The sequence below is a fragment of the Streptomyces sp. NPDC050416 genome (assembly GCF_044458845.1).
Classification (GTDB): domain Bacteria; phylum Actinomycetota; class Actinomycetes; order Streptomycetales; family Streptomycetaceae; genus Streptomyces.
The window spans coordinates 472,424-485,424 of the sequence record NZ_JBITII010000007.1 but is presented as its reverse complement, the minus strand read 5'-3'; the positions used below and the strand labels follow the sequence as shown (position 1 = coordinate 485,424).

Below are 13,001 nucleotides of genomic sequence, written 5' to 3'. Positions count from 1 at the left end.
CCGGACACCGACCTCCCCACATCAGTAGGCGCCCTGCCCGTGGAGCACCGCACGCAGCGTCTTCCACAAGATCACCGTGTCCAGGGCGAGCGACCAGTCCTCCACGTAGCGCAGGTCCAGCCGGACCGCCTCCTCCCACGACAGGTCACTGCGTCCGCTGATCTGCCACAGACCGGTGAGTCCGGGCTTGACCAGCAGCCGCCGCCGGATGTCCGGGGCGTACGCGGCGCACTCCTCCGGCAGCGGAGGCCGCGGACCGACGAGCGACATCGATCCGGTGAGCACGTTGAAGAGCTGCGGGAGCTCGTCGAGCGAGTACCGGCGCAGCACCGCTCCCACCCGGGTCACCCGCGGATCCCGGCGGAGCTTGAACAGCAGGCCCGCGCCCTCGTTGCGGTCGGCCAGCTCGGCCCGTGACCGGTGAGCCCCGGCGACCATCGTGCGGAACTTGAGAATGGTGAACTCGCGGCCGTCCTTGCCGACCCTGCGCTGGCGGTAGAACGCCCCGCCCCGGCTGTCCACCATCACGAGCAGCGCGACGAACACCATCAGCGGCGCGAACAGCATCAGCAGAAACGTTGCGCCTACTCGGTCGACGACCCCTTTGACCGCCCGGCGGCCCCCGGTGAAGGTGGGCATGCTGACCCGCAGCAGCGGTATCCCGAGCACCGCGTCGACGTGCAGCCGCGGGCCGGCCACCTCCATCAGCACGGGAGCCACGACCATCTCGGCGTCGCTGCCTTCGAGATTCCACGCCAGCCGTTGCAGCCGGTCCGGTGACCAGTGCGGATCCGGTGTGACCGCGACGACGCGGTAGCCGTCGCGGCGGACGTGGCCCGCGACGTCCGCCAGCCGGCCGACGACCGGCACTCCGTCCAGGTGGTCACCGTCGAGCCCGAGACCGTCCGTCGTGCACACCGCGTCCACCCGCCAGCCGAGGTGCGGGAACTTGCGGGTCCGGGCGATCAGGTCGCGCACGGTGGCCGGGCTCCCGGCGGCGAGCACCGGTCTCAGACACCGGCCTTCCTTGCGCTGTTTGTGCAGCGAGAGGCGCAGCAAATACCGCGCGGTCATGGTGACCAGCGCGATCGCGGGGATCGCGACGAAGATCCAGAGCTTGATGTTGCGCGAGGTGAGGGCGATCCCGCCGAGCGCCAGGACGACGGTCGCCGTGAACAGCGAGCGTCCGAGCCGGCGGAACTCCTCGGCGCCCTGGCCGAGTACGGCCGGTGCCCAGGCCCGGCTCACCGCGAGCGCCCCCAGCACCAGCAACTCGGTGCCGAACGCGAGAATGCCCCACTTCTCATGCCAGTTGGCCGCGTCCCGGGCCCCGAAGAAGTTGCCGATCGCCGCCACCACGAAGGCGGTGGCCACGGTGTCGCTGATGATCACAGTACGGCGGTACCGCTGTTCCCAGTCGATCGCCTGCGGGCTGATCGCCCCGTTCGCCAGCTGCCCCCGTGCCGACGGAAAAGGGTCGACAAGTTCCCCCTGTTGCACAGAACCCCCCAAGTCGCCAGTAACTCGACGCGTTCGCCTCGCACTGTTCCTCGCCTCGGGAGGCCCCCGCCTCCCACATCGCGCGCTACTTGAGCACCCCGAACCCCGGGTGCTCCCCGCACCCAAGGCACCCTCCCGGGCTCCAAGAAATTGATCACCACCATGTCTGGTGGTGGGGACGCGACCGTCGGCTTTCCGCAGCTCCGGACCTATAGATCATTAACGGTCGCCTCGTGTTCGAACATCCGAAGCACGGTCAATCTAGACCATCGAGATCAGTATGTAGAGGGGATGTGTGCAAATTGTGCGCAAGCTTTGAGACTGATTTCGTCGGGGGTGGCCTGCGGCGGTCAGGTGAGGGGGGAGGAGGCCGGCAGGTTCTGGTCGGCGGCCCAGGAGGCGAGGATGCGCAGCCGTTCGTGGGTGGGGGAGCCGGGGGCGGCTGTCCAGACGGTGAGGTGCTGGTCGGGGTCGGTGTTGGCGGTGAGGGTGTCCCAGTCCAGGACGAGTTCGCCGACGACCGGATGGTTGAGGGTCTTCGTGCCCACGGTGCGGGCGGCGACGTGGTGATCGCCCCACCAGCGGGCGAACTGCTTGTCGCGCAGGGACAGTTCACCGACCAGCTCGATCAGGCGCGGGTCTTCCGGATACTTCGCGGCCTCCATGCGCAGTTGGGCGACGGCGATGTGCGCGGACGTCTCCCAGTCGGCGTACAGGGTGCGCATGGCCGGATCGGTGAAGATGATCCGCGGGTAGTTGCGGTGCTTTTCCGGGATGCGGGAGAAGTCGGTGACCAGGGCGGCGGCCAGCGCGTTCCAGGCCAGGATGTCCCCGCGCCGGCCCTGCACGATGGCGGGGGTGGCGGTGAGGTCGTCCAGGACCCGCTGAAGCTGCGGCTGGACCTTCTGCCGGCCGCGGCGCCGGGTGCGGGTGGTGGTCTTTCCGGCGAGCTGGAAGAGGTAGCCGCGCTCGTCGTCGTCCAGGTGGAGCACCCGGGCGAGGACGTCCAGCACGGGTGCCGACGCCTGCATGCGGCCCTGTTCCAGACGCGTGTAGTAGTCGGTGCTGATGCTGGCCAGCTGGGCGACCTCCTCCCGGCGCAGCCCCTCCACCCGGCGGGGTTTGCCGGTCTCGGGCAGTCCGACCGTGCGCGGGCTCAGCTCCGAGCGGCGCTTCTTGAGGAATTCTCCCAGCTCATTGAGGGGAACGTTGACGGTCATGCTTCCCAGCATGACACCGATTCCACCCGGGAAAGGGGGGAGAAATCCCTCCCAGGATGTTCCCTTCCCAGGATGAATTCCTCCGCTTTTCGCACCTGCTCCCGCGTGTGAGGCTCGATATCGATCCAGCCGATTCCGACCACGGCTGAGGCACACCCACCCTCGCACGAAGGAAGCACCCATGCGCGGAGCAGTCATCTACGCCCCCGGCGACGTGCGCTTCGAGAACCTCGACGACCCGAAGATCCTCCACCCGACCGACGCGGTGATCCGCACGGTCGCCACCTGCGTGTGCGGCTCGGACCTGTGGCCCTACCGCGGCGCGGAACCCATCGGCGACCCGCACCCGATGGGGCACGAGTACGTCGGCATCGTCGAGGAGGCGGGCAGCGAGGTCACCAACGTCAAGCCGGGCCAGTTCGTCGTCGGCTCCTTCGCCACCTCGGACAACACCTGCGCGAACTGCCTGAACGGCTGGCAATCCTCCTGCCTGCACCGCGAGTTCATGAGCACCTGCCAGGCCGACTACGTGCGCATCCCCAACACCCACGGCACCCTCGTCGCCACCGACGAGCACCCGGACGGCCGGTTCGTGCCGAGCCTGCTCGCCGTCTCCGACGTGATGGGCACCGGCTGGTACGCCGCCCTCGCCGCCGAGGTGAAGCCCGGCTCCACGGCCGTCGTGGTCGGCGACGGGGCGGTCGGCCTGTGCGGCGTCATCGCCGCGCGCGAACTCGGCGCCGAGAGGATCATCGCGATGAGCCGGCACGAGTCGCGCCAGAAGCTCGCCCTCGAGTTCGGCGCCACCGACATCGTCGGCGAACGCGGCGACGAAGGCATCGCCCGCGTCAAGGACCTCACCGGCGGCATCGGCGCGGACTCCGTGCTGGAGTGCGTCGGCACCGCCGAGTCCATGCGCCAGGCCCTGCACTCCGCCCGCCCCGGCGGCAACGTCGGCTTCGTCGGCGTCCCGCACGAGGTGGCCCTCGACGGCGAGGAGCTGTTCTTCTCCCACGTCGGCCTGCGCGGCGGCCCCGCCCCCGTCCGCCGCTACCTGCCCGACCTGATCGACCGCGTCCTGTCCGGCCGGATCGACCCGGGCAAGGTCTTCGACCTCACCCTGCCCCTCGACCAGGTCGCCGAGGGCTACAGGGCGATGGACGAACGCCGCGCGATCAAGGCGCTCCTCAAGCCCTGACCGAAAGGTGCCGACGCCCTGACCGCGGGCCCCGGGGCCCGCGGTCAGGCAGCGCGGCCCCGGGCCCTGACCCGGTTCCGGCCCCGGGCCCTGACCCTGCCCCTGACCCGGACCCGGACCCGGACCCTGCCCCTGACCCGGACCCTGCCCCTGACCCGGACCCGGACCCTGACCCTGACCCGGCCCCTGACCCGGCCCCGGGCCCTGACCCGGGTCCGGACCTTGCCCCGGACCCGGACCCTGACCCTGACCCGGCCCCTGACCCGGCCCCGCCCCCTGACCCGGCTCCGGATCCTGACCTCGCTCCGGCCCCTGACCCGGACCCGGACCCGGTTCCCGAACCACCCCCTCACGCAAGGACCCACCATGACGACCTTCGCCCTCGTCGGCGCCGGGCCCGGCCTCGGGCTGGCCACCGCCCGCCGCTTCGGAGCGGCCGGCCACGCCGTCGCCCTCATCGCCCGCAACACGCAGAAGCTGGACGAACTGACGGCCGACCTCGCCCGTGACGACATCCAGGCCCGCGGTTTCACCGCCGACGTCCTCGACACCGGGTCCCTGACCACGGCCCTGCACACGGCTGCGGCCGACCTGGGGCCCGTCGAGATCCTCCAGTACAGCCCGGTGCCGCACGCCGACTTCATGAAACCGGTCCTCGACACGAGCGCCGACGACCTCGACGCCCCGCTCGCCTTCTCCGTTAAGGGCCCCGTCACCTGCGTGAACGCCGTCCTGCCCGGCATGCGCGCCCTCGGCCGCGGCACGCTGCTGTTCGTCAACGGCTCCAGCGCCGTACGCCCCAACCCGAAGGTCGCCGGCACCTCGATCGCCTTCGCCGCCGAGAGCGCCTACGCCCGCACGCTGCACGACGTGCTCGCCGAAGAGAACATCCACGCCGCCCAGCTGATCATCCCCGGAGCCATCCGGCCCGACGCCGAGCACAGCAGCCCCGACGCGCTGGCGCAGCGGCTGTACGACATCCACCAGCGGCGGGACGGCTTCCGGCACTACTCCGAGCCCCTGCCCGACTAGGACGACCCCGTGAACCCCGCGCCCCTTCGCACTCTCGCCCGCGTGGCCCCGGCCACCGCTCTGCTGCTGGTCGCGACCGCCTGCACCAGCGGCTCCCCGTCCTCCTCTCCCTCCGAGCCCGCCCGGCCGCAGGCCTCGACAACCCCGGCCGCCACCACCTCACCCGGCAGGACAGCCGCCATGAACATCCGGCTCACCCTCAACGGCCACCGCATCGCCGCCACCCTGAACGACAGCGCCACCGCCCGCGACTTCGCCGCCCGGCTCCCCCTCACCCTGCCCCTGCGCGACTTCCACCAGGCCGAGAAGATCGCCGACCTGCCCCGGAAGCTGACCACGTCCGGCGCGCCGGAAGGCGCCGACCCCAAGGCCGGTGACCTGGCGTACTACGCGCCCTGGAACCAGCTCGCCACCTACTACCGCGACGCCCCCTACGCGACCGGCCTGGTCCCGCTCGGGCGCATGGCCGACGGCGGCATCGAGCAGCTCGCCACCGCCGACGAGATCACCATCGAAGCCGCGCCCTGACCCGCCCCCACACCGCCCGCCCCTCAGGGGGCGCCATCGCACGACGATGTCCACGCAAGGAGTCACCACACGTATGCCTTCCGCGTCCGGGACCACCCCCGGCAAGCTCCCCTTCGTCGTCTGGGTGCTCGCCGCCGGCACGTTCCTGATGGGGACCACCGAGTTCGTCGTCGCCGGTCTGCTGCCGGAGCTGGCCGGTGACCTCGGAGTCAGCGTCTCCCACGCCGGCCTGCTGATCACCGCCTTCGCCACCGGCATGATCGTCGGTTCGCCGGCCATGGCCCTGGCGACCCTGCGGCTGCCGCAGCGCCGGACGCTGATCCTGGCGCTGTCGGTGTTCTGCCTCGGACACCTGGTCGCCGCCCTCAGCACGTCCTTCACGGTCGTCCTCGCGGCCCGAGTCGTCACGGCCCTGGCCACCGGAGCGTTCTGGGCCGTCGGCTTCGTCGTCGCCACCACCGCCGCGGGCCCGCACAACGCCACCCGCGCCACCGGCGTCATGATCGGCGGCCTGACCCTGGCCAACGTCGTCGGGGTGCCGATCGGCTCCTTCGCCGGCCAGCTCACCGGCTGGCGCGGCCCCTTCTGGGCCCTGGCCGCCCTCTCCGGGCTCGCCGCCGTGTTCATCGGCCGCTTCATCCCGGACCGGGAGCGGCGCGTCGAGGTGTCCGTCCGGGCCGAGGTCCGGGCGCTGCGACACGGCCGCCTGTGGCTGGCGCTCGCCGCCGCGATGCTGATCATGGGCGGCGTCCTGGCGACGTACACCTACGTCACGCCGCTGCTGACCGACCGGGCGGGCGTTCCCGCAGGCGCCGTACCGCTCGTCCTCATCGCCTTCGGCGTCGGCGCCCTGGGCGGCACCACCACGGGCGGCCGCCTGGGCGACCGGCGTCCGATGGTCACCACCCTCACGGCCGCCGCGGCCACGGCCCTGGTCCTGTTCCTGATGATCCCGCTGTCCGGCAACCCGGTGACAGCGACCTTCCTGGTCTTCCTCATGGGCCTGACCGGCTTCACGGTCAACCCGGTCGTCACCGCCCTCGCCATGCGCTTCGCCGGTGACGCCCCCACCCTCACCTCCTCTCTGACCACCTCCGCCTTCAACACCGGCATCGCCGCCGGTTCGGTGATCGCGGGTCAGGCCCTGGACTCCTCCCTGGGCCTGACCGGCCCGCCCCTGGTCGGCACCGTCATCGCCGCCCTCACCCTGCTGCCCCTGATCGCCCTCGCCGTCCACGGCCCATCCGGCAAGGGCCGGATCGTGGCCCGGAGCCGCGCATCCACGCCACGGCACCGCGACGAGCCCACGCGGGCGCCCTCGCAGTACTGACCCGGGCCCACGCCCATCGCGGAGTCCGCACTCGAATGGAGACCACGAGATGAATCCCACATACGACTTCACCGGCCAGGTCGCCCTCGTCACCGGCGCCGGCGCCGGTATGGGCCTGGCGACCGCCCGCGCGTTCGCCGCGTCCGGAGCCGCCGTCGCCCTCACCGACATCGACGAAGCGGCCCTGAACGCCGCCGTGAAGGAACTCACCGACGCCGGCCACCGAGCCCTCGCCCTCACCTGCGACGTCAGCGACGAGGACCAGGTCGCCGCAGCCGTCGACCGCACGGTCGAGACCTTCGGCCGTCTCGACATGGCGTACAACAACGCGGGCATCCAGATCCCGCCCAGCGACGCCGCCGACGAACCCGCCGAACGCTTCGACCGGGTCAACGCCATCAACCTCCGCGGCGTATGGGCCTGTATGAAGCACGAGCTGCGGCACATGCGCGCCCAGGGCAGCGGCGCCATCGTCAACTGCTCCTCGCTCGGCGGTCTGGTCGGCCTCCCCGGCCGTGCCTCGTACCACGCCTCCAAGCACGGCGTCATCGGCCTGACCAGCAGCGCCGCCCTCGAATACGCCCCGCGCGGCATCCGCGTCAACGCCGTCTGCCCCGGCACCATCGACACCCCCATGGTCAGCGACATGATCGCCAAGGGAGAGCTCGACCGGGCGGAGGCCGAGGCCAACCAGCCGATCAACCGCCTCGGTACGGCCGAGGAAATCGCCCAGGCGGTCCTGTGGCTGTGCAGCCCCGGAGCGAGCTTCGTCCTCGGCGTCGCCCTCCCCGTCGACGGCGGCTACGTCGCCCGCTAGGCACAGCCCCCACGTAAAGGGGGAGAAAAGTCTCCCTGTCACCAGCGCTGCCGGTGGTGCCAGACTCCCCGCATGACCAGTCGCCGCCGCCGAGGCGCGCGGTTGCTCCCTCCCCTCTCGTGGTGACGACGATCCCGTCTCCCGTCCCGCTGTTGTGTACCGCCGATCCGTCCGCGATACGAAGGCGTACGTATGTCAACTGAACTCCCCGAGTCCGCCGTTCCACCCCCCACCGGAGCCGGCGAGTCCTCCCCGGCGCCCACCCGGCGCACCTTCATCGCCACCAGTGCCGCGGTCGGCGGTGCCGTCGTGGCCGGGGGGACGTTCCTCACGGGCCCGGAAGAGGCCACCGCCGCCGAGGCACCGCCGTCCAGCCGGGTTTCTCTGACCGTCAACGGCACCCGCCGCACCGTGACGGTCGACAACCGGACCTCGCTGCTGGACCTGCTGCGCGAGCACTTGGGCCTGACCGGCTCCAAGAAGGGCTGCAACGCCGGAGCCTGCGGCGCGTGCACGGTGCTGGTCGACGGCCACCGCGTCAACTCCTGCCTGACGCTGGCCGTCCGGCTGGAGGGCGCCGAGGTCACCACCATCGAGGGCCTGGCCGAGGGCGACCGGCTGCACCCGTTGCAGCAGGCGTTCATCGACGAGGACGCCTTCCAGTGCGGCTACTGCACGCCAGGGCAGATCGTCTCCGGCGTCGGCTGCATCCAGGAGGGCCACACCGGCTCGCCGGAGGAGATACGGGAGTGGATGAGCGGCAACATCTGCCGCTGCGGCTGCTACGTCAAGATCGTGCGCGCGGTGGAGCAGACCGCGGGCCGGAAGTGAGGAACGGCCGCCATGCATCCCTTCTCCTACACCCGCGTCTCCGACACCCGTGAGGCCCTCAACGCCGGTCGCCGCGGCGGACGTTACATCGCCGGGGGCACCACCCTGGTCGACCTCATGCGCGAGACCGTCGAACGCCCAGGAACCCTCGTCGACATCAGCGGTCTTCCGCTGCACGACATCACCGTCACCGAGCGCGGGGGCCTGCGCATCGGCGCCCTGGTGACCATGGCCGAGGCCGCGGCCCACAACAAGGTGCGCACCCTGTACCCCGTCGTCTCCGAGGCGCTGGAGCTGAGCGCGTCGGCGCAGCTGCGGAACATGGCGACCATCGGCGGCAACATCATGCAGCGCACCCGGTGCACGTACTTCCGCGACGTGACCGCCGCCTGCAACAAGCGTGAGCCCGGCTCCGGTTGCGCCGCCCTGCACGGCCACAACCGCACCCACGCCATCCTCGGGACCTCCGACGCCTGCGTGGCCACCCACCCCTCCGACGTCGCCGTGGCCTTCGCCGCCCTGGAGGCCCGGGTGCACCTGCTGGGCCCGGACGGGGCACGCCAGGTCCCCTTCGTCGACTTCCTGTTGCGTCCGGGCCGCACGCCGGATCGCGAACATGCCCTGAAAAACGGCGAGTTGATCGTCGGCGTGGAGATACCCGCCCTCCCGCGCCCGCTCAGGTCCGGCTATCTGAAGGTCCGCGACCGGCAGTCGTACGAGTTCGCCCTGACGGCGGCGGCCGTCGCGCTGCACATACGCGGCGGGGTGATCCGCGAGGCCAAGGTCGCCGCCGGGGGAGTGGGCACCGTGCCCTGGAAGCTGCCCGCCGTCGAGCACCACCTCGTCGGTGAACGCCCCTCCAGGGCCCTCTGGTCGGCCGCTGCCGCGAAAGCGGCGGACGGCGCCCGTCCTCTGCAGCACAACCGGTTCAAGGCCGAGCTGCTCAAGCGCACCGTCGAACGCCAGCTGCGTGTCGTAGGAGGTACCAAGTGAGCCCCCAGCCGCAGGCAGCCGTGGGCGCGCCGCTGTCCCGGGTGGACGGCCGGCTGAAGGTCACGGGCCAGGCCTTGTACGCCGCCGAGCACGACGTCCACGGAGCCGTGCACGCCGTGATCGTCGATGCGAGCGTCGGCCGTGGCCGCATCACCGGCATCGACACCCGCGCGGCCGAAGCCCAGCAGGGCGTGCTCAAGGTGATCCACCACGGCAACGCGCCGAAGCTGCCGTACCGCGACAACCCCGGGTCCAACAACCCTCCGGAGGGGCGGCGACTGCGCGTCTTCCAGGACGACCGCGTCCGCTTCCACGGCCAGCCGGTCGCCGTCGTGGTGGCCACCACCCTGGAGGCCGCCCAGCACGGTGCGAGCCTGGTCGAGGTCGGCTACGACGCCGAACAGCCCTCGACCGACCTCACCGAGGCCGAGCCGGACGAGCCGACCCGGTACGCGCGCGGCGACGCCGAAGCGGCCCTGCGCACGGCGGCCGTGCGGCTGGACCTCACGTACCGCACGGCTCGCAACCACCACAACCCGATGGAGCCGCACGCCACCATCGCCCGCTGGAACGGCGACAAGCTCACCGTGTGGGACAAGACCCAGTGGGTGGTGGGCACCCAGGCCGAACTCGCCGCGGTGTTCGGTCTGGAGACGGACTCGGTGCGCGTCATCTCACCGTTCGTCGGCGGAGGCTTCGGCACGGCACTGCGCTGCTGGCCGCACGTGGTCGTCGCCGCGCTGGCCGCCCGCGAGACCCGGCGTCCGGTCAAGCTGGTCCTCAGCCGCAAGCAGATGTACCTCGGCACCGGTTACCGGCCCTCCTACGACTACCGCCTCCGGCTGGGCAGCGACCTGCGCGGCCGGCTGACCGCCGCGGTCCACGACCTGCACGCCGAGACCTCGTCGTACGAGAAGTTCACCGAGGCGATCCTGGCGGCCGGGCAGATGCTCTACAGCATGCCCCACGTGAGCCAGGCGTACCGGACGGTGCCGCTGGACCTGCCCACGCCGCTGTACATGCGCGGCCCCGGCTTCCAGACGGCGTCCTTCGTCATCGAGTCGGCCATGGACGAACTCGCCCACAAGCTCGGCGTCGACCCGATCGAGCTGCGCCGGCGCAACGAGCCGGCGGAGGACGAGTCGTCGGGGCTGCCGTTCTCCACCCGCCGGCTGCGCGAGTGCTACAGCGTCGGCGCCCGCGAGTTCGGCTGGGACCGCCGCGACCCCAGGCCCCGCTCCACGCGCGACGGCGACTGGCTGATCGGCCTGGGCATGGCCGCCGGCGTCTACGACACCGCGCGCATGCCCGCCCAGGCCCGGGCCCGCCTGGACGCCGACGGCACCGCGCTGGTCGAGGCCGCCGCCACCGACATGGGCCCGGGGACGTACACCTCCCAGACCCAGGTCGCCGCCGACGCCCTCGGGCTGACCGTGCGCACGGTCACCTTCCGGCTGGGGGACTCCCTCTACCCGCCGACCCCGCCGCACGGCGGCTCGATGACCATGGCCAGCGTCGGCTCCGCCACCCTCGACGCCTGCAACAAGGTCCGCCGTCAGGCGATCGCACTGGCCGTCGGGGACCGCGAGTCGCCGCTGTACGGGGTGGCGGCCGACGACGTCGTGGTACGCAACGGCCGACTGCACGTGAAGAACGATCCCGCGCGCGGGGAGACCTACCGGCGGCTGTTGGCCCGCAACGACCGCACCCACCTGGAAGCGGACGGCTCCTTCGCCCCGCCGTCGGGTCCGGAGCGGCACTCCTTCTACGGCTACAACGCGACCTTCGCCGAAGTGGCCGTCGACGCGACCCTGGGCCTGGTGCGGGTGCGGCGGGTGCTCGGCGTGTACGACGCGGGCCGCATCATCAGCCCCAAGCTCGCCGACAGCCAGGCCCTCGGCGGCATGGTCGGCGGCATCGGCACGGCCCTGCTGGAGCACACCGTCACCGATCACCGCGACGGCCGGATCGTCAACGCCAACCTCGCCGACTACCTCGTGCCCGTCAACGCCGACGTCCCCGACCTCAAGGCGATCTACCTGGACGGCGAGGACCGCGAGGCCGACCCGCTCGGCGTCAAGGGCCTCGGAGAGCTCGTGATGATCGGGGTGGCGCCCGCCATCGCCAACGCGGTCTTCAACGCCACCGGCCGCCGCGTCCGCGAACTGCCCATCACGGCCGAGGCGTTGCTCTGACCCGGGCACCCCGGGCCGACCGGGACCGGGGCCTGCTCCGGTTCCGGTTCCGGTTCCGGGCCGCCGCCGCGTGACGTTTCCCCGGCGTCGTGGCGGCGGCCCGCTCACCTTCCGATCCTGGTCCCGCTGTGGAGGACCGCCATGCTGAACATCGCGGACACGCTGCACCGCTGGTGCCGCGAGGCCCGCCCCTTCGCCCTCGCCACCGTCGTCGGCGTGCACGGCAGCGCCCCGCTGCCGACCGGTACGTCGGTCGCGGTGGACGAGGACGGCAACGCCGTCGGCAGCATCTCCGGCGGCTGCGTCGAGGGCGCGGTCTACGAGCTGTGCCGACAGGTGCTCCGCGACCGGGGCGCCCCGCGGCGGGCCTGGTTCGGTTACTCCGACGACGACGCCTTCGCCGTCGGCCTGACCTGCGGCGGCGAACTCGACGTCGTCGTCCAGCGCATCGACCCCGCGGGCCGGCCGCACCTGCTCACCGCCCTCTCCGAGATCGCTCGAGGGCGGCCGGTCGCCGTGGCGCAGGTCGTGGACGGCCCGGAACACCTCCTCGGCTCCACTCTGAGCGTGCTCGGCGATGACCATGCCGCCCACGGACGGGTGGGCGACGGCCCGGTGAACCGGGCCGTCGCCGAACACGCCAGGGCCCTGCTGCGGACCGGCCGCACCGCCCGCGCCGACATCGGCGGGGAGGCGGACGGCTGCCCCGAACGGCTGTCCGTCCTCGTCCACGTCCATGCGTCCCCGCCCCGCCTGCTGGTCTTCGGCGCCGTCGACTTCGCCGCCGCCCTGAGCCGGGCCGGCCGCTTCCTCGGCTACCACGTCACCGTCTGCGACGCCCGCCCCGTCTTCGCCACGACCGCACGCTTCCCGCACGCGGACGAGGTGGTGGTCGACTGGCCGCACCGCTACCTGGAACACACCGAGGTGGACGAGCGCACCGCCGTCTGCGTCCTCACGCACGACGCCAAGTTCGACATCCCCCTGCTGCGCCTGGCACTCGGCCTGCCCGTCGCCTACGTGGGGGCCATGGGCTCCCGGCGCACCCACGCCGAGCGCCTGCGGCTGCTGCGCGAGGAGGGCGTCCCGGACGACCACGTGGCCCGCCTGCGCTCCCCGATCGGCCTCGACCTCGGAGCCCGCACGCCCGAGGAGACGGCCGTCTCCATCACCGCGGAGATCATCGCCCGGGCCAACCACGGCACGGGCCGGCCGCTGAGCGGCATCACCGGCCCGATCCACCGGGATCTTCATGACTACCGGACCGCGGGTGCATCGCTCCTATAGCATGTTCGGTCATGTGACGATCCACCTCCTTACAACTGGCAAATCGAATAAAACAATTGATATCTATAAC

At 71.8% G+C, this 13,001-nt stretch carries 11 protein-coding genes; 9 read left to right on the top strand and 2 right to left on the bottom strand.

Annotated features, from left to right (window positions below):
* Positions 1-21: 21 nt before the first annotated feature.
* Both ACIBL4_RS24310 and ACIBL4_RS24305 read right to left on the bottom strand, forming a co-directional pair.
* Positions 22-1,500: a sugar transferase gene (locus tag ACIBL4_RS24310; protein ID WP_399413384.1), complete on the bottom strand. Its 1,479-nt coding sequence runs from the start codon at positions 1,498-1,500 to the stop codon at positions 22-24.
* A gap of 350 nt (positions 1,501-1,850) precedes the next feature.
* Complete coding sequence (locus ACIBL4_RS24305; RefSeq protein ID WP_399413382.1) at positions 1,851-2,732, bottom strand: helix-turn-helix domain-containing protein; 882 nt, start codon at positions 2,730-2,732, stop codon at positions 1,851-1,853.
* Between the two features lie 169 nt (positions 2,733-2,901).
* Between ACIBL4_RS24305 and ACIBL4_RS24300 the strand changes: the two genes are divergently transcribed.
* The 9 genes from ACIBL4_RS24300 (at position 2,902) to ACIBL4_RS24260 (ending at position 12,931) form a co-directional block, all read left to right on the top strand.
* A complete protein-coding gene (locus ACIBL4_RS24300) occupies positions 2,902-3,918 on the top strand; it encodes a zinc-dependent alcohol dehydrogenase family protein (protein ID WP_399413380.1) in 1,017 nt (338 codons plus the stop codon).
* 366 nt (positions 3,919-4,284) lie between these two features.
* Positions 4,285-4,950 (top strand): SDR family NAD(P)-dependent oxidoreductase, encoded by a 666-nt coding sequence (locus ACIBL4_RS24295; protein ID WP_399413378.1) that lies wholly within the window; start codon positions 4,285-4,287, stop codon positions 4,948-4,950.
* 42 nt (positions 4,951-4,992) lie between these two features.
* A complete protein-coding gene (locus tag ACIBL4_RS24290) occupies positions 4,993-5,478 on the top strand; it encodes a cyclophilin-like fold protein (RefSeq protein ID WP_399413376.1) in 486 nt (161 codons plus the stop codon).
* A 73-nt stretch (positions 5,479-5,551) separates the two neighbouring features.
* Positions 5,552-6,808, top strand: a complete 1,257-nt coding sequence (locus ACIBL4_RS24285) for an MFS transporter (protein ID WP_399413374.1) — start codon at positions 5,552-5,554, stop codon at positions 6,806-6,808.
* 49 nt (positions 6,809-6,857) lie between these two features.
* Positions 6,858-7,625: a glucose 1-dehydrogenase gene (locus ACIBL4_RS24280; protein ID WP_399413372.1), complete on the top strand. Its 768-nt coding sequence runs from the start codon at positions 6,858-6,860 to the stop codon at positions 7,623-7,625.
* 192 nt (positions 7,626-7,817) lie between these two features.
* On the top strand, positions 7,818-8,456 hold the full coding sequence (locus ACIBL4_RS24275; protein WP_399413370.1) for a (2Fe-2S)-binding protein: 639 nt from the start codon (positions 7,818-7,820) through the stop codon (positions 8,454-8,456).
* 12 nt (positions 8,457-8,468) lie between these two features.
* On the top strand, positions 8,469-9,449 hold the full coding sequence (locus ACIBL4_RS24270; RefSeq protein ID WP_399413368.1) for an FAD binding domain-containing protein: 981 nt from the start codon (positions 8,469-8,471) through the stop codon (positions 9,447-9,449).
* Positions 9,446-11,644, top strand: coding sequence for a xanthine dehydrogenase family protein molybdopterin-binding subunit (locus tag ACIBL4_RS24265; protein ID WP_399413366.1), 2,199 nt, complete (start codon positions 9,446-9,448; stop codon positions 11,642-11,644). The genes ACIBL4_RS24270 and ACIBL4_RS24265 overlap by 4 nt, the downstream gene beginning before the upstream one ends.
* Before the next feature lie 141 nt (positions 11,645-11,785).
* Positions 11,786-12,931 (top strand): XdhC family protein, encoded by a 1,146-nt coding sequence (locus tag ACIBL4_RS24260; RefSeq protein WP_399413364.1) that lies wholly within the window; start codon positions 11,786-11,788, stop codon positions 12,929-12,931.
* Positions 12,932-13,001 lie beyond the last annotated feature (70 nt).